General features: G+C 62.0%; 24 protein-coding genes. 6 read left to right on the top strand and 18 right to left on the bottom strand.

Going from position 1 to position 20782, the window contains the following annotated elements; translation table 11 throughout:
- Nucleotide 1: 1 nt before the first annotated feature.
- The 11 genes from pufM to ACTG4J_RS01705 form a co-directional block, all read right to left on the bottom strand.
- Nucleotides 2-1006 (bottom strand): photosynthetic reaction center subunit M, encoded by a 1005-nt coding sequence (gene pufM, locus ACTG4J_RS01755; protein ID WP_439136771.1) that lies wholly within the window; start codon nucleotides 1004-1006, stop codon nucleotides 2-4.
- Nucleotides 1006-1908, bottom strand: coding sequence for a photosynthetic reaction center subunit L (gene pufL / locus ACTG4J_RS01750; protein ID WP_422240423.1), 903 nt, complete (start codon nucleotides 1906-1908; stop codon nucleotides 1006-1008). Before pufL ends, pufM begins: the two co-directional genes overlap by 1 nt.
- A gap of 139 nt (nucleotides 1909-2047) precedes the next feature.
- Complete coding sequence (gene pufA, locus ACTG4J_RS01745) at nucleotides 2048-2212, bottom strand: light-harvesting antenna LH1, alpha subunit (protein ID WP_109666569.1); 165 nt, start codon at nucleotides 2210-2212, stop codon at nucleotides 2048-2050.
- A 15-nt stretch (nucleotides 2213-2227) separates the two neighbouring features.
- The gene (gene pufB / locus ACTG4J_RS01740; RefSeq protein ID WP_213684747.1) at nucleotides 2228-2377 is read right to left on the bottom strand and encodes a light-harvesting antenna LH1, beta subunit; all 150 of its coding nucleotides are present in this window, start codon (nucleotides 2375-2377) and stop codon (nucleotides 2228-2230) included.
- Between the two features lie 214 nt (nucleotides 2378-2591).
- Complete coding sequence (gene pufQ, locus ACTG4J_RS01735; RefSeq protein ID WP_439136770.1) at nucleotides 2592-2810, bottom strand: cytochrome PufQ; 219 nt, start codon at nucleotides 2808-2810, stop codon at nucleotides 2592-2594.
- Nucleotides 2807-4285 carry a chlorophyllide a reductase subunit Z gene (bchZ, locus tag ACTG4J_RS01730; protein ID WP_439136769.1) on the bottom strand — a complete coding sequence of 493 codons (1479 nt, stop codon included), beginning with the start codon at nucleotides 4283-4285 and terminating at the stop codon, nucleotides 2807-2809. Before bchZ ends, pufQ begins: the two co-directional genes overlap by 4 nt.
- Nucleotides 4285-5871: a chlorophyllide a reductase subunit Y gene (bchY, locus tag ACTG4J_RS01725; RefSeq protein WP_439136768.1), complete on the bottom strand. Its 1587-nt coding sequence runs from the start codon at nucleotides 5869-5871 to the stop codon at nucleotides 4285-4287. The genes bchZ and bchY overlap by 1 nt, the downstream gene beginning before the upstream one ends.
- Before the next feature lie 5 nt (nucleotides 5872-5876).
- Nucleotides 5877-6878 carry a chlorophyllide a reductase iron protein subunit X gene (locus ACTG4J_RS01720; RefSeq protein ID WP_439136767.1) on the bottom strand — a complete coding sequence of 334 codons (1002 nt, stop codon included), beginning with the start codon at nucleotides 6876-6878 and terminating at the stop codon, nucleotides 5877-5879.
- Nucleotides 6875-7852, bottom strand: coding sequence for a chlorophyll synthesis pathway protein BchC (gene bchC, locus ACTG4J_RS01715; RefSeq protein WP_439136839.1), 978 nt, complete (start codon nucleotides 7850-7852; stop codon nucleotides 6875-6877). The genes ACTG4J_RS01720 and bchC overlap by 4 nt, the downstream gene beginning before the upstream one ends.
- A 123-nt stretch (nucleotides 7853-7975) precedes the next feature.
- A complete protein-coding gene (locus ACTG4J_RS01710; protein WP_439136766.1) occupies nucleotides 7976-9097 on the bottom strand; it encodes a methyltransferase in 1122 nt (373 codons plus the stop codon).
- Nucleotides 9098-9118: 21 nt separating this feature from the next.
- Nucleotides 9119-9988, bottom strand: a complete 870-nt coding sequence (locus tag ACTG4J_RS01705) for a polyprenyl synthetase family protein (RefSeq protein ID WP_439136765.1) — start codon at nucleotides 9986-9988, stop codon at nucleotides 9119-9121.
- A gap of 114 nt (nucleotides 9989-10102) precedes the next feature.
- On the opposite strand from ACTG4J_RS01705, the gene crtD reads away from it, so the two are divergent.
- The 4 genes from crtD to hslU all read left to right on the top strand — a co-directional run bounded on the left by crtD (nucleotide 10103) and on the right by hslU (nucleotide 14421).
- Complete coding sequence (gene crtD, locus ACTG4J_RS01700) at nucleotides 10103-11668, top strand: 1-hydroxycarotenoid 3,4-desaturase CrtD (protein WP_439136764.1); 1566 nt, start codon at nucleotides 10103-10105, stop codon at nucleotides 11666-11668.
- On the top strand, nucleotides 11623-12495 hold the full coding sequence (gene crtC / locus ACTG4J_RS01695; RefSeq protein WP_439136838.1) for a carotenoid 1,2-hydratase: 873 nt from the start codon (nucleotides 11623-11625) through the stop codon (nucleotides 12493-12495). The genes crtD and crtC overlap by 46 nt, the downstream gene beginning before the upstream one ends.
- A 64-nt stretch (nucleotides 12496-12559) precedes the next feature.
- Nucleotides 12560-13117, top strand: a complete 558-nt coding sequence (gene hslV, locus ACTG4J_RS01690; protein ID WP_439136763.1) for an ATP-dependent protease subunit HslV — start codon at nucleotides 12560-12562, stop codon at nucleotides 13115-13117.
- Nucleotides 13114-14421 carry an ATP-dependent protease ATPase subunit HslU gene (gene hslU, locus ACTG4J_RS01685; protein ID WP_439136762.1) on the top strand — a complete coding sequence of 436 codons (1308 nt, stop codon included), beginning with the start codon at nucleotides 13114-13116 and terminating at the stop codon, nucleotides 14419-14421. The genes hslV and hslU overlap by 4 nt, the downstream gene beginning before the upstream one ends.
- Before the next feature lie 10 nt (nucleotides 14422-14431).
- Here hslU and ACTG4J_RS01680 read toward each other — a convergent pair whose 3' ends face one another.
- The 3 genes from ACTG4J_RS01680 to ACTG4J_RS01670 all read right to left on the bottom strand — a co-directional run bounded on the left by ACTG4J_RS01680 (nucleotide 14432) and on the right by ACTG4J_RS01670 (nucleotide 16726).
- Nucleotides 14432-15028, bottom strand: coding sequence for a Smr/MutS family protein (locus ACTG4J_RS01680; RefSeq protein ID WP_439136761.1), 597 nt, complete (start codon nucleotides 15026-15028; stop codon nucleotides 14432-14434).
- A 3-nt stretch (nucleotides 15029-15031) separates the two neighbouring features.
- A complete protein-coding gene (gene mltA, locus ACTG4J_RS01675) occupies nucleotides 15032-16000 on the bottom strand; it encodes a murein transglycosylase A (RefSeq protein ID WP_439136760.1) in 969 nt (322 codons plus the stop codon).
- A 66-nt stretch (nucleotides 16001-16066) separates the two neighbouring features.
- Nucleotides 16067-16726: a Tim44/TimA family putative adaptor protein gene (locus ACTG4J_RS01670; protein ID WP_439136759.1), complete on the bottom strand. Its 660-nt coding sequence runs from the start codon at nucleotides 16724-16726 to the stop codon at nucleotides 16067-16069.
- A gap of 128 nt (nucleotides 16727-16854) precedes the next feature.
- Here ACTG4J_RS01670 and ACTG4J_RS01665 point away from each other — a divergent pair, with 128 nt between their 5' ends.
- Both ACTG4J_RS01665 and secB read left to right on the top strand, forming a co-directional pair.
- Complete coding sequence (locus tag ACTG4J_RS01665) at nucleotides 16855-17331, top strand: FxsA family protein (protein ID WP_439136758.1); 477 nt, start codon at nucleotides 16855-16857, stop codon at nucleotides 17329-17331.
- A 67-nt stretch (nucleotides 17332-17398) separates the two neighbouring features.
- Complete coding sequence (secB, locus tag ACTG4J_RS01660; protein ID WP_439136757.1) at nucleotides 17399-17911, top strand: protein-export chaperone SecB; 513 nt, start codon at nucleotides 17399-17401, stop codon at nucleotides 17909-17911.
- A 4-nt stretch (nucleotides 17912-17915) separates the two neighbouring features.
- Here secB and dnaQ read toward each other — a convergent pair whose 3' ends face one another.
- The 4 genes from dnaQ to ACTG4J_RS01640 are packed head-to-tail and all read right to left on the bottom strand — an operon-like array spanning nucleotide 17916 to nucleotide 20644.
- Nucleotides 17916-18614, bottom strand: a complete 699-nt coding sequence (gene dnaQ / locus ACTG4J_RS01655) for a DNA polymerase III subunit epsilon (RefSeq protein ID WP_439136756.1) — start codon at nucleotides 18612-18614, stop codon at nucleotides 17916-17918.
- On the bottom strand, nucleotides 18607-19206 hold the full coding sequence (gene coaE / locus ACTG4J_RS01650) for a dephospho-CoA kinase (RefSeq protein ID WP_439136755.1): 600 nt from the start codon (nucleotides 19204-19206) through the stop codon (nucleotides 18607-18609). The genes dnaQ and coaE overlap by 8 nt, the downstream gene beginning before the upstream one ends.
- Complete coding sequence (locus tag ACTG4J_RS01645; RefSeq protein WP_439136754.1) at nucleotides 19203-20039, bottom strand: shikimate dehydrogenase; 837 nt, start codon at nucleotides 20037-20039, stop codon at nucleotides 19203-19205. The genes coaE and ACTG4J_RS01645 overlap by 4 nt, the downstream gene beginning before the upstream one ends.
- Complete coding sequence (locus tag ACTG4J_RS01640; protein WP_439136753.1) at nucleotides 20036-20644, bottom strand: Maf family protein; 609 nt, start codon at nucleotides 20642-20644, stop codon at nucleotides 20036-20038. The genes ACTG4J_RS01645 and ACTG4J_RS01640 overlap by 4 nt, the downstream gene beginning before the upstream one ends.
- Nucleotides 20645-20782: the final 138 nt, after the last annotated feature.

Below are 20782 nucleotides of genomic sequence, written 5' to 3'. Positions count from 1 at the left end.
CTCAGTTACCTCCCGCCGGGACGCCACCAAAATCTTGATAGGTGCCATAGGCCTCGTAGCCATAAGCGCCCAGATATTCGGGTGCGAAGTTGTGTTCGATGGCCCAGATGAACCAGTTGTCCACGACTGTGCCTGTCAGCAAGATACCGATCCCGCCGGTGATGGGGGTCAGCACCGCGAACCACCACGCCCAGCGATGGATACCTTCCATCGTGGCGTTGAAGCCCATGGTCCAACGCCAGAACAGGCCAGCGCGTTCCGATGCCGTGCCGCGGTCATAGATCTGTTCCAACTCGCGGTCGCCGCCATAACGCGAAACCGCCAGAATGGTCGCGCCATGCATCGCGAAGAGCAGGACCGAACCATAAAGGAACACGATCGAAAGCGCGTGGAACGGGTTGTAGTAGAGGTTCCCGTAGCGGATCGAAAACGCTGTGGTCCAATCGAGGTGCGGGAAGATGCCGTAAGGCACCGCCTCGCTCCATGATCCCATCAAGACGGGACGGAACAGGCCCAAGACAAGGAACAGCCAGATCGCCGCCAAGAAGGCCCAAGCGATATGTTTGCCCATCTTGTGCTGTGCCGCCAAGAGATAGGTCCGCAGCCACCACGCCATCACCGAGACCAGCAAGAAGAAGCTCGAGATGATGTACCAACCGCCATCGTTGAGCGGCGGCATCGACAACCCATGCTCCGGCCCTGGCGGTTCGAGCGCCAGCCAAAACAGCTGCCGGACGAATTGCGTCAGCGACCAATCGACCTGCGCCAGCATGTTCAGGCCAACGATGTTGAACCACAACAGGCCAGTCGCAAGGCTGATGACGCCAGCCCAGCCCAGATAGATCGGGCCGATCTGTGCGTTACCCAACCACCCGGCGAGGTTCGAGAATGTCGCCGTACGGGTGCGGTCACCACCTTGGATATTGTCTTCCATGGCCATGCCCATCTCGGGCTCGCCACGCACCTGCACCTGAGTGAAGATGTTTTGATATTCGAAGTAGGCCATTAGTTGGTCCCTCCTGCGACGACGGGCGCGTTGGTGCCGTAAGTCTCAAGGAAAGTGGACGTATGCACCGGGCCTGCATCGGGCCAGATCGGCAGATCGAGCCACCAATTCCACCATTCGGGCCAGCCGGAGGTCCAGACCGGGCCAGAGATGATGATACAGACGGCACTCCAGAAACCTGCATTCAACGCCAACAACAGACCCACACGGTGGATGCCCAAGGTGCCGATCGAATAGCCGATGAAATCCCGGAAAAACGTGTCTTCATGATCCGGCGTCTTGGCTTGCTCGCCCTTTTCGGGGTTCGCCGCCGACAAGATCAAACCACCATGCAGCGCAAGCGCGAAGGTCGTCGCGAAGAAGAACGAGACCGCTATCATATGCGCAGGGTTATAGTGGAAGTGCAGATAGGCGTAGCCGACATTCGACACCCAATCGAGGTGGCTGAAAATACCGTAGGGGAAAGCATGCCCCCAAGCGCCCATCAAGAGCGGGCGGAATACAACCAGCGTCACATAGGCGAAAATCGCAAAGCCGAAAGCGATGGGAACATGATATCCCATGCCGAGCTTTCGGCTGATCTCGACCTCGCGCAGCGCCCAGGACACAAAGGCCCCGATCGCGCAGAAGGTGATGATCTGCCAAAGACCGCCCTCCATGAGCGGTGCAAACCCAAGCCCGTAGCTCAGGTCAGGGGGCGCGATGTTGATCGTCCACGGGTTGAAGTTGCCATCCATGGCAGCTCCCCAGAAGATCAAGATCGTGCCCAACAAGGCGAAAAAGGCTGTCGTGACCCCGAAAAAGCCCACGTAGAAGGGCCCAACCCAGAAGTCGAACAGATCGCCGCCAATCAGCGTCCCTCCGCGGACGCGATACTTTTTCTCGAAGCTTAGCAAAGCCATGCGTCTGTCTCCGCGTTCGGCGGCGTCAACGGGCAGTGCCGGTCAGCCGTCAATAAAATCGTTCGGATCGCTGCGGGCGAACCGGAATGGGCCCGCCCGCAGCAAAGGTCTCCGCGCCATCGACTGGCGCGGGGTCGGTTCAGCCGCCGAACCCTGCGGTTGCAGCAGCGGACTCGAACCAGTTCAGACCGGACGAAAGAACCACCAGGTGGATCATCGCCGCGAGAAGGAACAGGAACACGCCCTGCGCCACGAACACGCGGCGGGGGTCGAAAATAAGCCAGATCTTGTAGAACTTAGCCATGTTGTTGCTCCTTCCTCAGAACCAGGGCGCCCAGATGTACGTGGCGAGATGAGCAACCAAGGCGACGGCCGCAAACAGCCAGAGCCCGCTCATGTACACCGCGTGCAGCTCTTGCGCCTGCTCGTCGGTAAGACCCGTGAAGGACAGGTCGGAATTATCAGCCATTAACTTTCCTCCGGAACGTTAGACCGATGCCGCGAACCCCGCGGCCGGGCCCCGACAAGGCCTCATTGCCCTGTCGGCCATCCACCCCAGCCCACTTGCGCGGAATTGGGTGAATTCAGTATCGGCTCCGGTCGTCACGCCGAGTGTCTCGTGTTGGCTTTGGCCGCCCGCCTGTGGTCTGACGACAGGCACGAATGGGCAGGTCAGGGCCGTATCACGCCGAAAAGATCATCGGTGTGATGATGCGTGCCTGGCTCCAGGCCCGCTTGATGGGGCCTTTCTCGGTAAGGCTGCCCGTGCGGACCGCCGCCAGCGCCCAGGTCAGGGTCGCCAGTGGCAGCGTCGCCACGAAAATAATTCCGAAATAGACCATGAATTCGGCCTTTGGCGTCTTGTGCCGCGCGACCTGATGGTCGGAGGTGAAGTCCGTCATCTTTCCTCTCCCTCGTTGAAATCAAACCCCGCCGGCGCCAGCGCGCGGACGGTATCCTTCATCACCCGTTCCGCCCCATTGGCGAGCGCCGTCTTCTCGGCAGCGTCGCGCAAGGTCTTGGCGGCGGAAATGCGGGTCAAAATCGGGTGCTCGGCCACGATCCGGTCAAGCAACGCTTGCGCGTCCACATCCCATGGGAAATCGCGGCGCAGCGTGGTGGGCGTGGCCTCGGTGCTGTCCATCTGGCTGCCCAAGGGCAGGATATGGAACAGCGCGTCGAACAGCCCGTTGCAGACCTCCTGCAACATGTAGGTTGCGCCGGCATAGCCCATGAAGGGCGTGCCCGTGGCGCGCCGGATGGCGGCACCGGGGAAGCTCGCTGGAATAAAGGCGGGCTTGGGTCCATGACCGGCCGCCATCTCGGCCAGATACATCTTTTCGTTGATCGAGCCCATCAAGATCAGCGGCCGTTTTTGGGCCACCAGCGCGCGCACTTGGTCATTGTCGGTCTTGCGCCCAGCGACACGGGCAACCGCGAAAGCACAAGGCAGGCCAAGATCGGTCTCGAGGAACTGCCGCACACCGCGGGCGTAGGTCTCGTTCGCGACGATGCCGAAACTGGCCGTAGCAAAGAAATCCTGCGTCACCGAGCGCCACAGATCCCAAACCGGCTTGATCGTCGAATGCTTTTCGCGCGCGATGAAGGGCTCGGGGTCAAGACCCAGCAATTCGCCCAGCTTGCGCAGGAATTTCGTGGTGCTCTCCACCCCGATGGGCGCTTGCAGATAGGGCTTGCCCAGAACCTCGCAAAGCCCGCGGCCAAATTCGCGATACATGCAGATGTTCACATCCGCATTCACAAGGTTGCGCATCTCGGCCAGATGGCTGCCCAAGGGCATGACCATATTGACATCGGCCCCGATCCCTTCGACCAGCCGCCGTATCTCGTGCAGATCCGATGGCATGTTGAAGGTGCCATACATCGGCCCGAGGATATTGACGCGCGGCGCCGCACCCTCTTCGCGCGGCTTTTCCGGCGGCATGCGCCCCTTGGTCATGCCGAACTCGGTAAAGATCCAGGTCATGGCGCGGTCGGCCGATTCCCATTGATCCTCGTCGATGGTGCGCGGCAAGAAACGCTGGATATTGGTGCCCATCGGCGTCACGCCGCCACCGATCATCTCGGCGATGGAGCCGGTGACGACGACAGACGGAAGCGCCGGATCAAGCACGCCCCAAGCGCGCTTCATCGCGCCTTCGGTCCCGTCGCGGCCCAGTTCTTCCTCGCCCAGACCCGTGGTGACGATGGGCAATTCATGCGGCGGCAAGCCGTCGGTGTAATGCAAAACGCTCGTCACCGGCAGGTTCTCGCATCCCACCGGCCCGTCGATAATGACCTGAAGCCCTTTTACCGCCGTAAAGGCATAGACCGAGCCCCAATAGCCGCCAGCGCGATCATGATCCTGGATCAGCATCAGATCATCTCCTCGGCCTTGGCCGCGCGGGCGGCCTTGTCGAGTTTCTTCTGATGCGCCGCACGGAAATCGGGGCGCAGGTTCGGCGCGCCCTCCCAGATGCCGGCGGTGTCGCCTTCACCCACGCCCTCGAAGAATTCCCGCATGTGATCCATGCGGCCCTTGTTGGCCATGGCGGCGTTGACCACTTGGCCAAGCGAGCCCGCGCCAGCCGGGCCCATCAAGGGGCGGGCGGAAATCAGGTTGGTGAAGTAAAGCGACGGAATGCCCAGCTCCTTGCCCTTCTGCACCACGGGGGTGGTGCCGATGGCGAGGTCAGGCTTGATCGCCTCCATCGCGGCGCAATCATCCTCAAGGGATGCGCGGAACTTGATCTTGACGCCGCGCGCCTCAAGCCATGCGATATCGGGGGCCGACCATTTCGTTTTGGGGCAAGCACTGCCGACATATGGCACATCCGCGCCGCTTTCGATCAACAGCCGCGCGACCAAAAGCTCCGAGCCCTCATAGCCCGAAAGCGTGATGGTCCCCTTGATGGGATTGGCCGCCAGCCCCGCCTTGATGGCGGGCAGAAACGCGTTTTGCGCGCTTGCGATCTTGTCGGGCGCGACACCATAGGCGGCACCGATGGCGGCCAGCCAATCGGCCGTGCCATCATGGCCAACCGGGGCGGACCCCACGATGGTACGACCCGCCGCCTCGAATTCACGGATCGCGGCAGTATAGAACGGGTGGATCGCCGCCACGACTTGGCTATCCAAAGCAGAATAGAGCTCGCGCCACTCACGACAGGGAACGACCGGACCTGCCGCCAGACCGAGTGGCGCGAGCATCCCTCCAATACCCAATGGGTCTGCAGGGAACATTTCGCCCAACAGGGTCACTGTCGGACGGTCTGATTTACCCGAAACGGGGGCTTGAACTGGGCCGGCCTCCACTTCCCGTCGGGCATAGTTGAGCATCGCACCCGCAAGGACGTCTTTCGCCTCTGCATGGGTAGGGATGCCAAAGCCGGGTACGTCGATACCGACGATCCGGACTCCGTTGATCTCGTTGGGCAACAGCCGAAGCGGCACACCCGATGCGGTCGGCACGCAAAGATTGGTGACCACGATCGCGTCGTAACGCGCGGGATCGGCCATATCATGCACGGCTTCGCGGATGTCCTCGAACAGTTTGCCCGTAACGAGTGTCTCGGAATTGAAAGGCACATAGCCGACCGAGCGGCGCGCGCCATAGAAATGGCTCACGAAGGTCAGACCATAGACGCAGCAGGCAGACCCCGACAGAACCGTCGCGGTGCGCCGCATGCGCAGGCCCACGCGCAGGCTGCCAAAGGCAGGACACATGGATTGCGGCTTGTCATGGGGGCCTTGTGGGTAATCCTTGGCGTATTGATCAAGGATCTCGGATTTGCCCGCCATCCGGGCGGCCTTTTCCATCTCATCGGCACCGGCATGGCACCCCATGCCATCGCCACCTAGCGGCGCGGTGGCGGGTGCGCTGGCGTCGACATTGGCCTCACCCCGGATCACCGGGGCGTCGGCCGTGTCGTCATAGCGAACCTCTCTGAAATCATCGGCCATCTGCGTCACGCCTCGTCGTAGATAACTTCGAGGGACGGCTTGTGGGCCGCATTCTTGCCGCGCATATCCATATCGGTCGCCGGTTCAAGCGTGATGCCTGCACCTGTTTCCGATCCGTCGAACAGCTGCAAAAGCTGATCTTGGTTCAGCGCGATCGGCTTCATCGGCGGCGCGACGGCGACATTGTCGCCCAGCGCGGCAAACAGGCTGCCCCATTCGCTTTCAGCGGTGCCGACGATCTGGTAGTTCGCCGATTTCTTGCGCAGGTCGTCATTTTGCGGAATGGCGGCCAAGATCGGGATGCCGACCGCTTCCGCAAAGGCCTGCGCCTCGCCCGAGCCGTCATCCTTGTTGATGACAAGGCCCGCCACACCGACATTGCCGCCAAGCTTGCGGAAGTATTCCACCGCAGAGCAAACGTTATTGGCCACATACAACGACTGAAGATCGTTCGAGGCGACGAGGATCACCTTTTGCGCCATGTCCCGCGCAATCGGCAGGCCGAAGCCACCGCAGACCACGTCGCCCAGGAAATCGAGCAGGACATAGTCGAAATCCCAATCATGGAAGCCGAGCTTTTCGAGCAGCTCGAAGCCGTGGATGATCCCGCGTCCGCCGCAACCGCGACCGACCTCGGGCCCGCCCAGTTCCATCGCAAAGACGCCGCCGCGCTTGAAGCAGACATCGCCGATCTTCACTTCCTCGCCCGCCAGTTTCTTTTGGGTCGAGGTTTCGATGATCGTCGGGCAGGCCTTGCCGCCGAACAAAAGGCTGGTGGTATCCGATTTCGGGTCGCAGCCGATCAAAAGTACGCGCTTGCCCTGCTCGGCCATCATGTGGCTCAGATTCGCGAGCGTGAAGCTTTTGCCGATGCCGCCCTTGCCATAGATCGCGATGATCTGGGTTTTCTTGGTCGGCTCGCCCTGCGGCACCTCGAGCGTCGGCTCATTGGCTTCTTCGCGGAGCTTGGCGTCGTAATCACGCAGGTTTGGAACATCAAGGCTCATGCGGCGTTCTCCCTTTTTGGTCCGACCGCTTCGCCGCTTGCGGATATCCAGTTCAGGATCATCTTCAGGCAAGTCGGATCTTCGAACGCGGTCTGATACGCAGTTTCGGCTTGATTGGCAGAGGCGGTATGCGTGATCAGGCCCGACAGGCTAAGTGCGCCATGGTCGATCAGATCACGCGTAGCGACGAGGTCTTCACGGGTCCATTCCGCAGCGATGCGGAAACGGGCCTCTCGAAGAAATGCGGGCGGAAAGGCGAATTGCAGCGGCTCGGGGTAAAAGCCGGCAAGCACGATTTCCCCGCCCTTGGCGAGCCTGCTGACCATTGTGTCGAGCAGGGAAGACACACCCGAGGCGTCATAGATGCAGCCATAGTCGCGGCGGGCATCGGCATCGGGATGGATGACATCATAGCCCATCGCGCCATGTTGGCGGTCGGGGTTGATTTCCCAAACGGTCGGGGCAGGGCCACCGGCGGCAATGGTCAGCCGCGCAAGGAGGCGGCCAAAGACGCCATGACCGATGATCAGTTCCGGCAGCTTGGTATTCATACCCGCAAGCGCATGACGTGCGGTCGCGGCCAGCGCCAAAAGCGCGCCTTCGGCCCCAAGGGTCGGGTCGATGCGGACGACGCGGTTGGCGGCGGTGACCACACGGCTTGCGGCACCGCCGAACAGCCCCTTGACCTCACCAAAGCAGTTCGCACCCGGGACGAAGACGATGTCGCCAACCTTGAACCCCGTGCCGGGTCCGGCGCTGACAACCTCGCCCGCGGCCTCATAGCCGGGAACAAGCGGATAACCCATTCCGGGAAAGGGGGGCATCTCGCCTGACCAAAAAAGCTTTTCGGTGCCTGTGGAAATACCCGAATGGCGCACATCCACCACAAGATCGTCAGGACCGGGATCGGTCAGAGCAAGCGCGCCCAGTCCGAGGGTCTTGGGACCTTGAAGTATGACGGCGTTAGAGATCACGAGTGTCTTTCCTGACATGAAGCCAAGCGCACAAGAGAATCCTGCACCTGCGGCAACTTGACTGTCAGTTTATCCTGACACTATTTTATGTCAATCCAAATAGACACATCTGTCAGTTTTTCTTTACGCCTTGCGGGCTTGTACGACCGAGGTGATGAACGGCCGAGCCGTTGGCAGTTGTGCGATATCGACGAAACCCGCGGCCTGAAGATGTTGTGAAATCTCGGCGGCGCTGCGTGCGCGCCCCGTTCCCATCGCAAGGCAATAAAGTCCGAAATAAGCGTCACCAGCCCGATTGGGCTGCGCGCCACCCGACATCGGCTCGCTGATGATGAGCCGCCCACCGGAGGGAAGTGCAGCATGCGCCTTCGCCAAAAGCATGCGCAGCGTATCGTCGGAATGATCATAAAGCACCCGGATCAAGCTGATCGCATCGGCACCGCCGGGCAGCGTGTCGGTCCGAAAGCTGCCGCCCGTCATGGTGACGCGTTCCGCCAAACCCGCGGCGGCAAAGCGCCGTGTGGCGGGGCCGATCACCGGCGGAAGATCGAACAAATGCAGCGCAAGCTTTGGGTAGGCCGCGCCGACGGCAGCAAGAAAGGCCCCCGTCCCGCCGCCCACATCCAAAAGCCGGGTCGTGCCATCCAGCTTGATCACGGCCAGCGCTTCTTGCGCGACAAGGGCTTGGCTATCGGCCATCAGCTGCGAATAGGTCGCGGCGGTGTCCGGGTCGATCTGCGCGCCTGAGCCAAAGACATAGGGCCAGAAAGCCGCCAATTCCGTCGCAGGCGCATCGCGGAAGAATGCCACCGGGTCGGCCATGTCACGGTACAGCACATCGTGGTGGCGGATCATTTGTGCCAAGCCGGGAATCCCCGGAAGTGCCGCACCCAGCCGCCCCAAGGCATAGCGCCCGTCGCGCTTGCGCTGCATCAGGCCCAGCGCGCTTGCCGCTTGGCAAAGCACGCGCAACCTTTCGGGGGCAACACCGGTGCGCAGCGACAAATCCTCGAGGCTGCGCGGCCTGTCAGACAGGTGATCGGCAAGATCGAGGCTGACAAATGCCATCAAGACCTGGCTATGCAAGAAACCCGCGACCAGATCGAAGAGCGCCTCGCCATCCTTGCGCGCGACGCGCGCGGCGATCGGCGTGCGCGCCGCCCAGCGCTGGAACCCGTCCGAACGCAGCAGCGCGGTGCGCCATGCATAGAGCCGGTCGCGCAGCCGCGGGCGGTCGTCTTGCATGGGGTCAGCCACCGCCATGGATCAGATCATCTGGTTGGCGGGCAAGACCGGGGTCAGCCGCTCGGCCGTCTTGCGCACGAGGGCCGCCAGACCCGCCTCGCCCGGGCAGGATGGGATCGAGGCGATGGCGCCCGACAAGATATCCTCAAGCCGCCGGATCGCGCCGCGCACGCCCAAGGCCGATACCGCGTTGGGGCGACCGTTGATCTCGTCTTGATGGGCGGGTTTGCCCAGTGTCACCTCGTCGTAAAGCGCATCGCGCAGATCGTCGGCGACCTGGAACGCCTCGCCGATCCGCGCGCCAAGCTCGGTCCAGGCCTCGGGATCTTGGCCAGCGGCGGCGGCGCCCATACGGGTGGCGGCCACGAACAGCGCCCCGGTCTTGGCGCGGTGATAGGCCGAAAGGTCGATCTTGGCCTCGCTTTCCCAGCCTTGCCCGGCGCAGATGCCGCCCGGCATGCCGCTGGTCTGGCCCAAGATCCGCAAGAGTTGCAGGCCGCGCTTTGGGTCGGCCTCGGCGGCGCGGGTCAACACCTCGAAGGCCATGATGATCAGCGAATCACCCGCAAGCAGCGCCAAGGGTTCGCCATAGGCGCGATGCACCGAAGGTTTGCCACGCCGCGTGTCGGCATTGTCGAAACACGGCATGTCGTCATGCACGAGGCTGGCGCAATGGATCAATTCGATCGCGGTGGCAGCGGCATTGGCCATCGCAGGCTGATCATCACCGCAGGCCAGCGATACCGACATGCAGATCGTGGGCCTGATCCGTGCGCCACCGGGATTGACGGCATAATCAAGGGCCGCGGCCAGTTTCGGTGGCGGGCTGTCCGCCTGGCCCAATCGGATTGCGCTGGAAATCGCGGCTTCGATCCGGGGTTTCAACGACATGCGCGGCCTCTCTGATCACTGGGAATCTGCCCGGTCTGACAGCCCATGTGTAAATCAGGGTGGACAAACGCCGGCAAACTGTCAACATGAATTGACACTTAAGTGGAGAGCAAAGTGGCAGAAAGGCCCACCCACGCGGTCGTGATTGGCGCCGGTATCGGCGGCCTTTCGGCAGCGCTACGGCTTGCGCATGCGGGGCTTGCGGTCAGCGTGATCGACGCCGCACCCGCGGTCGGCGGCAAGATGCGCACCCGCGACAGCGTGGCGGGGCCGATCGATATCGGGCCGACCGTAATGACCCTGAAGGCGGAGTTCGAGACGCTTTTTGCCGATGTCGGCGCACGGCTGTCCGACCATGTGACCTTGATCCCCGACACGATCTTGGCGCGGCACTTTTGGCGCGACGGGTCCGTCCTTGACCTGCACAATGACGCCGCGCGCAATCAAGCCGCGATCGAGGCATTCGCGGGCGCGACCGCTGCAAAGCAATTCGCGCGTTTTTGCGACCGCGCCGCGCGGCTTTACGCGGGCTTCGAGGGGCCGATGATGCAAGCGCCCGTCCCGCGGCTCGCGGGCCTTGTGGCGCATGTGTTGAAAAACCCCAAGATCATTCCGGCGATGGCGCCGGGGTTAAGTCTTGCCGCCAGCCTTGCCCGTCAGTTCAGCGATCCGCGTCTGCGCCAGCTTTTCGGGCGCTACGCGACCTATATCGGCGGCTCACCTTATGACAGCCCGGCGGTGCTTGGCCTGATCTGGCAATCCGAGGCCAACGGCGTCTGGCGGGTTCAGGGTGGCATGCACAAGCTGGCCCTTGCGATGCAGGATTTGGCCCTGAGCCGCGGCGCGGAGTTCCGCCTTGGTGCCCGCGCCTTGCGCATCGAACAGCAAGATGGCCGCGTGATCGCCGTGCATCTGGAGGATGGGACGCGGCTGGCGACCGACCTGGTGGTGTTCAATGGCGACCCCAAGGCGTTGGTCGATGGCCATCTCGGCGTGGGGCCCACAAATGCGGTGCCGCGCAAAGCGATTGCCGCACGCAGCCTGTCGGCCTTTGTCTGGGGCTTTGCCGCCGAACCCGTCGGCGTGGAGCTTGCCCATCACAACGTGTTTTTCTGTGACAACCCGCGGCAGGAGTTCCGCGATCTCGCCGCGGGCCGGATGCCAGATGACGGCACGCTTTACGTCTGCGCCCAAGATCGGGGTGGCAAGGTGCCGACCGGCCCCGAACGCTTCGAAATCATTCTCAACGGCCCGCCCGGTCACCCCTCGACCACGGAGGATGCATATACATGTCGAACACGCACATTCGAGACGCTCACAAAGATGGGTCTGCGGTTCTCGCCCACCCCACAGGTCAACGCGCTCACCATGCCGGGGGATTTCAACAGGGACTTCCCAGCGTCGGACGGTTCCCTTTACGGGCTGAGCCCACATGGGATGATGGCGAGTTTTCAGCGCCCGACAGCGCGCACGGCGATCAAGGGTCTGTATCTCGCGGGGGGCGGGGCACATCCGGGGGCAGGGATACCGATGGCCTGCCTCTCCGGAAAGCACGCGGCCGCGGCGATCTTGAACGACCTTGCTTCGATCTCGACGTCCCACCCGACGGCTACGCGTGGTGGTATGTCGACGGGATCAGCGATGACGGGCAACGCGCGATCTCCATCATCGGCTTCATAGGGTCGGTTTTCTCGCCGTGGTATCGCTGGTCTGGGCGCAAGAACCCCGCTGATCATTGCTGCTTGAACGTCGTGACCTATGGGCGCGGCGGGCGCTGGACGATGACGGATCGCGGGCAAGCCGCCCTTGGCCTGTCACGCGACCGGCTACAGATCGGGCCATCGGCGATGGTCTGGGCGGGCGATCACCTGCGGATCGAGATTGCCGAGATGTCGACCCCGCATGCCCAGATGGTGACCGGCGAGGTGATCATCCGGCCAGCCGCGCTGACGCAGGTGGAAATGGCGCTGACGCCCGATGGCGCGCATATCTGGCGGCCCTTCGCGCCCAAGGCCACGATCGAAGTGCGCTTGAACCGTCCCGGCTGGAATTGGACGGGGCATGGCTATTTCGACGCCAATTTCGGCACCCGCGCGTTGGAGGCCGATTTCAGCTATTGGACTTGGGGGCGTTTTCCGCTGCGTGATGGGGCGGCGTGTTTCTACGACGCCAAGCGGCGCGACGGCTCGGAACTGGCCGCCGCGATCGGTTTCGCCGAGGATGGCACGCCGCGCGCCATCGCCATGCCGCCGAAGGCCAAGCTTGCCCGCCCCGGCTGGATGGTGCGGCGCGAAACCCGCGCCGATGCGGGCTACAAGCCGCGACAGGTCAAGGCGATGCTCGATGCGCCGTTTTACAATCGCGCAGCGGTGCAGACCCGGATCAATGGCGAGGAAACCGTCGGCGTCTTCGAGGCGCTTGATCTCGACCGTTTTCGTGGCCCGTGGCTGATGCCGATGCTCGCCGTCCGCGTGCCGCGCCGCCCAGGCTGGCCGAGCTGGTGGTGATCGACCCCCGGTTGCGGGCCGCGCCATCACCCGCCATATAGGTCGAAACGCGAGCGGAGGCCCCATGGCAGACAGCAATTTTCCCGGCTGGCACGGCACCACGATCATCGGCGTGCGCAAGGGCGACGAAGTTGTCGTCGCGGGCGATGGGCAGGTCAGCCTTGGACAGACAGTTATCAAGGGCACGGCGCGCAAGGTGCGCCGCTTGTCACCCGGTGGCCATCCGATTTTGGTCGGTTTCGCCGGATCTACCGCCGATGCCTTTACCCTCCTTGAGCGGCTCGAGAAGAAACTCGAGGCGACGCCGGGCCAGTTGCAGCGCGCCTCGGTGGAACTGGCCAAGGATTGGCGTACCGACAAATACCTGCAAAAACTCGAGGCGATGCTGATCGTCACCGACGGGCGCGAACTTTACGTCATCACCGGCGCAGGAGATGTGCTGGAACCCGAACACGGTATCGCTGCGATCGGGTCTGGCGGCAATTTCGCATTGGCCGCCGCGCGGGCGATGATCGACGGGCCAGATGATGCTGAAACCATCGCACGCCGTGCGATGGCGATCGCGGCCGATATCTGTGTCTATACCAACGGCAATCTGACGGTGGAGAAGATTTCTCGATGACAGACCTGACCCCGCGCGAAATCGTATCCGAGCTTGATCGCTTCATTATCGGCCAGAAAGACGCCAAGCGCGCCGTCGCAGTCGCGCTGCGCAATCGCTGGCGCCGCAAGAAGCTGGGCGATGATTTGCGCGACGAGGTTTATCCCAAGAACATCCTGATGATCGGGCCGACCGGTGTGGGCAAGACCGAGATCAGCCGCCGCCTCGCGAAACTGGCTCGCGCCCCTTTCATCAAGGTCGAGGCCACGAAATACACCGAAGTTGGCTATGTCGGGCGCGATGTGGAACAGATCATCCGCGATCTGGTCGATGCCGCGCAGATCATGGTGCGGGAACATATGCGCGATGAAGTCCGCGCCAAGGCGCATGGCGCAGCCGAAGAGCGCGTGATCGAGGCGCTTGCAGGCGAAAGCGCGCGCGATCAAACCCGCGACATGTTCCGCCGCAAACTGCGCGCGGGCGAGCTGGACAGCACCATCATCGAGCTGGAATTGACCGACACCGCCAACCCGATGGGCGGCTTCGAGATCCCCGGCCAACCCATGATGGGCGGCGGCATGATGAATTTGGGTGATATCTTCGGCAAGGCCTTTGGCGGGCGCAAGATCAAGCGCAAGATGACGGTTGCCGCCAGCTACGAGGCGCTGATCGAGGAAGAGGCCGACAAGCTGCTCGATAGCGAGATGGTCACCAAGGAAGCACTGCGTGCGGTCGAGCAAAACGGCATCGTCTTCATCGACGAAATCGACAAGGTCGCCAGCCGCCAAGACGCACGCGGCGGCGATGTCAGCCGCGAAGGCGTGCAGCGCGACCTGCTGCCGTTGATCGAGGGCACGACGGTTTCGACCAAGCATGGTCCGGTCAAGACCGACCATATCTTGTTCATCGCCTCGGGTGCGTTTCACATCGCCAAACCCTCGGACCTGTTACCGGAATTACAAGGGCGCTTGCCCATCCGTGTGAACCTGCGCCCGCTGACCGAGCATGATTTCGTGCGCATCCTGACCGAGACGGATAACGCGCTGACCTTGCAATATACCGCGCTGATGGCGACCGAAGCGGTCGAGGTGAATTTCACCCAAGACGGGATCGCGGCATTGGCGCGGATCGCGGCAGAGGTGAATGAGAGCATCGAGAATATCGGCGCAAGGCGGCTTTATACTGTGATGGAGCGGGTTTTCGAAGAACTCAGCTTTACCGCGCCGGATCGCGGCGGCGAGGCGATCACGGTCGACGCCGCTTTCGTCGAGGCCAATCTTGGCGAATTGACCCGCGACGCCGATCTTTCGCGCTACGTTCTATAGGGCGCGCCCTTCAGCGTGGCCGTTTGAGGTAGACGTAATAGGCCCCACCGCCGCCATGGCGCTGATGTGCCTCGCGGATATCAAGAACAAGCGCGCCCAGCGGCGGGCTGTGCAACCATACAGGCACTTGATGTCGCAAGATGCCGACCTTGATCGGGATGGGCGTGTCGCTATCGCGCTCTTTACCTTTTCCCGTGATCACTAGGACCAGACGATCGCCGCGATCATAGGCCGAAAAGACAAAGCGTGTCAGCGCGGGATGCGCTTGAGCAATGGTCATTCCATGCAGGTCGATACGCGCATCGGGCTTGAGCTTGCCGCGCACCAGTTTGCGATAGGCGCCATGATCCATCCGTACCGGGGCTTGGGCCAAACGGGTCGGCAGGTCGGCGGCGGGTTGCGGCGGGTGCGGCTTGTGGCGCGCTTTCTCACCGATACGAAAGCCCGAGATCCTTTCGCGCGGCATCGCGGGGGCGGGTTTCGGGGCCTCGATCTCGGGCAGCGACAGATTGCGCGCGGGCGCGTCGAGCGGCGTTGCGCTCTTGGCGACCCGTTCCCAAAGCTGCCGCTCTTCGGGGCTTAGCCCGCGTTTGCCCCGACGCGACATCGCCTAACGGTCCGGCGCGCGCTGATGGGCCAATTCGATCGGCAACAGCACAACCATCCGGCCGGGATCACGAATCTCGCCCGCGGCAAGCCCCGCCTCATCGCCGAAGCCATAGAAGATATCGGCGCGCTGCGCGCCACGAATGGCGCCGCCGGTATCTTGGGCCACCATCAGCCGGTGAATAGGATCTGCGCCGGCCTTTTCGATCCAGACAGGTGCGCCCAAGGGGGTATGTTCAGGATCGACCGCAATAGAGCGCATCGGCGTGATCGAACGGTTCATCGCACCCAACGGCCCAAGGTTGGGATCGGGCAGATCGACTTCGCGGAAGAAGATATAGGAAGGATTGTGATAAAGCAGTTCGCGCCCCGCAGCCGGATTGCGCCGCACCCAATTTCGGATCACCTGCGCCGAGACTTGGTGCGGCGCATATATGCCCCGGCGCACCAGCTCTTGCCCGATGGAGCGATAGGGCTGTCCGTTCCTGCCGCCATATCCGACGCGTATCGTGGTGCCATCTTGCAGCCTGATCCGCCCCGATCCCTGTATCTGCAAAAAGAAAAGCTCGACCGGGTCATCCACCCAAGCAATCTCAAGCCCCCGCCCCTCCAAGAGCCGCCCCTCTTCTATGTCGCGGCGGCTGACCCATTGGCCATCCAATGCCTCGTCAGGGGTGCGATAAACGGGATAGCGAAACCGCATCGTGCGCTGGCGTGCGCCATCGAGTTGCGGCTCGAAATACCCGGTAAACAGCGCGGGCGCGCTGCCGCCGATCAGCACGGGGCGAAAGAACAGCTCGAAGAAACGGCGCGCATCATTCGTTGTTTGCGAAAGCGCGCATAACGGACCCCATTCGGGCCCGGTAAGATCGTTGCAGGTATTGCGGAACGTCGCCAATGCAGCCGCGTGATCATCGCCGTCCCAGCCATCGAGATCCGCAAAGGACAAAAGCTCGATCGTCTCTTCAGACATGGCCGGGCCGCTCCAGGTAGAGATGGCCGCAACAAGGCCGAGAACCGCACCAAAACCGCGCATCGTTCATCCGTCGGTTGCGACCAACTCCCAATTGGGATCACTGGCGCCCATGTTCCGGGCAAATGTCCAGACATCGCGCTGGCGCTTGATCTCGTTGGGATCACCCTCGACCACCTGCCCCTCGGCATTGCGCACGACCGAGGTCAATTCGCCGACGAAACGCACCGTGATCTCGCCCACGCCGGTCGCGCGGTCGAAGCGCGCGCTATCGAGCGCCAATTCCCGGATGCCGATAAAGGATGCCTGAATGGTCAACCCTTGCGCTTCGCGCTCGCGGATCACGGATTCGAAGGTATCCATCACATCGGCGGCAAGGAAGGGGCGCAGCCCGTCGACATCACCGTTCTCGAAAGCCATCAGGATCATTTCGTATGCGCCACGCGCACCCTGAAGGAATTCGGACACAACAAAACTTGGCTCTGCCTGTTTCATCGCGGTCAGCGCTTTTGCGCTGTCGGAGCCGTCGGCAACATGATCGATGATATCGCGATCGGGCCCGCCATCGATGACCTCGAAATCGCGGCGGCGGTCATTGCGCGCTGGCGTCACCGCCTCGGGCGGTTTTTCATATCCCTCGCGCGTGCCCAGCACGCTGCGAAGACGCAAAATCAAAAACACCGCGATACCCGCCAATACAAGCAAGGACAAAAGGGACGAGTTCATGAAAGCTCCTTGCTGGCGGACGGGGTTCTCTTTCGGGTCACAATGCACATATGTAGGTCAGGGGTGGTATCAAGTCCATCACTCTAGACCGCGCCAAAAAGGCGCTTGGCCCCTTCGGAGAGCTGTTCATGTGGCTTTTTCTCGCCTTTCTTCTCGTTCCACTGATCGAGATCGCGCTGTTCATTCAGATCGGTGGCTTGATCGGGCTGTGGGCGACATTGGCGATCGTCGTGCTTACGGCGGTGGCGGGCACGGCCTTGGTCAAATCGCAAGGCGCCTTGGTGCTGTCGCGCCTGCGCGACAGCTTTCAAACGCTCCGTGATCCGACCGAACCGCTTGCCCATGGGGCGATGATCTTGTTCTCCGGCGCACTTTTGTTGACGCCGGGGTTTTTCACCGATGCGGTGGGTTTCTTGCTATTGGTGCCTGCCGTGCGGTCGTGGGTTCTGCGCGAGGTCGGCAAGCGGGTGGAGATCAAGACCATGCAGATGGGCGGGCGGCACGACCCATCCGCTGATCCGCGCGACGATGTGATCGACGCGCAATATACAGTCGATACACCCTCAGATCGCAACGGTCCGCCATCACAGTGGACGAAGCATTGAGGCTGCTTGCCGGTGCTGCTAGACCCTTGGCGAATTCGTAATGCCGATGTGAAAATTGGAGAGAGACATGTCCGATACCAATGGCGGTTCCGCCCCCCAAGCCGCAGCCGGAACCACAGAACAGCCGGTGATGCCCAAGTTGCAGATCCTCGGCCAGTTCGTTCGCGATCTTTCGTTTGAGAATATTGCCGCGCAAAAAGCGGTAAACGCACAGGTTCAGCCCGACATCCAGGTGCAGGTCGCACTTGATGCGCGCAAGCGCGAAGCCGACGATCAGTATGATGTGATCATGAAGCTGAAGATCGAAAGCAAAACACGCGAAGACGCGCCGCAGTCGATCTTTTTGCTCGAATTGGAATATGGTGGCATCTTCAAAGTCGAGAATGTCAGCCCCGAGCAGATGCATCCTTTCTTGTTGATCGAATGCCCGCGGATGCTGTTCCCCTTCGTGCGCCGGATCGTGTCGGACGTAACGCGCGATGGTGGCTATCCGCCGCTTGGCCTCGATACGATCGACTTCCTTGCGCTTTATCGCCAGCAATTGGCCCAGCGCGCCGCGCCGCAAAAGGCCGACGCCTGACCGATCAGCTGCGTTTCGACCAGAGCGCGCCGTCCCCCAGCTCCGCGATCATCGCGGCATGGGCGGCGCGCTCGGCTTCGGTCAGCCGCGGGGGAAGTGGCGCCCTGCGCGGCTGGGGACGCCAAGCGCCATCGACGGTTTTGGATTGCGCCCGCCCCTGATCGGCGCCCAAGCCGAAATCGGCCTGCCGCCCGCCGGTCAATTCCAGATAAACCTCGGCCAAGATCTCGGAATCCAGCAAGGCGCCGTGCAGGGTCCGGTTCGAATTGTCGATGCCGAACCGGCGGCAGAGCGCGTCAAGCGACGCAGGCGAGCCGGGAAACCGCCGCCGTGCGATCATTAGCGTATCAAGCGCGCGATCATCGGACAAAGCGGGCAGACCGACCCATGATAGCTCGGCGTTGAGAAACCGCATATCGAAGCTGGCATTGTGAATGATCAGACGGGCATCGCCGATAAAGGCCAGAAAATCTTGGGCGACATCCGAAAAACGCGGCTTGTCGGCCAGAAAGGCTTCACTGATGCCATGAACGGCGAAAGCCTCGGCCGGCATGTCGCGCGCGGGATGGATATACTGGTGGTAGGTCTGACCGGTGGGAACCTGGTTCCACAACTCGACCGCGCCGATTTCCACGATGCGATGGGCGGGTGTGTCGAAAGGGTCGAGGCCCGTGGTTTCGGTGTCGAGTACGATCTCACGCATCATCCGCCCCTTTGCCTGTCAGTGTCGCAACCAGCTTTGCCACGTCTGCGCGGGTCTGTTCCAGCGTCTTTGTCTCGATCACATGGTCGGCGCGCACACGTTTTTCAGCGTCGGGCAGTTGACGGTCGCGGATTTGGGCGAATGTCGCTTCGGTCATGCCGGGCCGCGCCATGACCCTTGAGGCCTGCGTTTCGGGATCAGAAGTGACCACCAAGACAGCATCGAGCCATCCATCGGCCCCGGTTTCGAATAAGAGCGGAATATCGAGCAAGACAAGCGGCGCAGCCGCTTGGTTTTCCAAGAAGGTCGCCCGGTCGCGCGCGACTAGCGGATGCACGATTTTCTCGAGCCGATCGAGAATGGTGGGATCACGCGCGATCGCGTGTTTGAGCGCTGGACGGCTGATCGCGCCGGCTTCGACGACATCGGGCACAAGCGCGGCCACGGGTTCGACCGCCGCACCGCCGATGTCATAGAGACGATGCACCGTTTCGTCGGCATCCCAAACAGGGATATCCATCGCGCGAAACATATCGGCTGTCGTTGATTTTCCCATTCCGATCGAGCCGGTCAAACCCAGCTTGAACGTCATTGGGCCAGAACCGTCGCGCGGAGTTCGTCATCCACCATGGGGGTATATCCGAACCACCGCTCGAACCCGGGCACGGCTTGATGAAGCAGCATGCCCAGACCATCGACAGCTTCACAGCCCATCTGCCGTGCGGCCGTCAGCAACTCCGTCTCAAGCGGCTTGTAGACGATATCAGTCACGACCGTTGGCGGGGTCAGCCGCGACAGGTCAATAGAAAGGGGCGATTGCCCATCCATTCCAAGGGAAGTGGTGTTGACGATCAGTGCGACATCGCCGACCAGATCCGGGATGCGGGTCCAGTCTTGGGTCTCCACGCGAGCGCCGAACTGTTCCCGCAGCGCATCGGCACGCATCCTGGTGCGATTAACGACGATCACCTTGGGCGCGCCATCATTGATCAAGGCTGAAACGATCGCCTTGGCCGCGCCGCCCGCGCCAAGCACCAATGCCGGACCGGAGGCAGCCGTCCATCCCGGCAGGTTTTGCCGAATATTCGACAAAAAGCCGATGCCGTCGGTGTTATCGGCCTGTATCTGGCCATTGCCGAGGAAGGTCAGCGTATTGGCCGCACCGATAAGCGCCGCGCGATCGCTGATCTGTGTCGCGAGCGAAAGGACGAATTCCTTGTGTGGAATGGTGATGTTGACGCCGACAAAGCCCATATCGGGCAAGACGCGCAACACGTCGGCAAGATTTTGATGGCTCACATGCAGGGGAACGTAATGCCCTTTGAGCCCGTAGCGCTGGAGCCAATGACCATGCAGCCGCGGAGACAAGGAATGTGCGATCGGATCACCGATCACACCAGCCAGCGGGATTTCAGGACGGATCATGTGAACCTCCAACCTCGCAAACGCAGATAGGAGCAAAGCTCGAGCAAGGGAAGGCCCAGAACGGAAAACCAGTCGCCATCGATCCGCGCGAACAACCGCGCGCCAAGTGCCTCGGCCTGATAGGCGCCGACCGATGAGGACACCACGGGCCAGGCTTGATCGAGATATGTGGAAATCTCTTCATCGCGGAGCTTGTGCATCGTCATGCGCGCCACGCCGACATGGCGCCAAACCGGCTGCCCGTCCTCGTAGATTACCGCGGCGGAATAAAGATGATGCGTTTGACCGGAGAGCTGGGAAAGGTGCAACTGCGCCTCGGCGCGGTCGCGAGGTTTAGCGTAGATCGTGGATTTCAGCGCCAGGATCTGATCGCAGCCAAGTGTAAGACCGGTGCCATTTGCCTTGCGCGCCTTGAACTCGGCCAGGGCATCGGCCAGGTCACGCGGGCCAGCACCCTCGTCGATCAAGGCCGCGCGAATGGTCTCTTCATCGATTCGCACAGGCCGGCGCAGATGCTTGATCCCCGCTTGACTGAGCAGTTGGCCACGGATTTCCGACGCCGAAGCAAGGGTCAGGGCGGGGTTTTGCGAGAAAATTCTGTCCATGACGCTGTGCATAACCGACCCGAGAACTGGCTGCCAATATTGTTGGTTAATTTGACCATCGCGCAAGACGGGAGATCTGACGCGGTCTGAACGTTTTCGCCCACAGCTTGTCCATGGTGGTAGATCTTCCCATCGTGG

It is taken from the genome of Roseicyclus sp., assembly GCF_965662675.1.
GTDB lineage: Bacteria > Pseudomonadota > Alphaproteobacteria > Rhodobacterales > Rhodobacteraceae > Roseicyclus.
The sequence above is the reverse complement of the archived record's forward strand: the minus strand, read 5'-3'. Positions and strand labels throughout refer to the sequence as shown.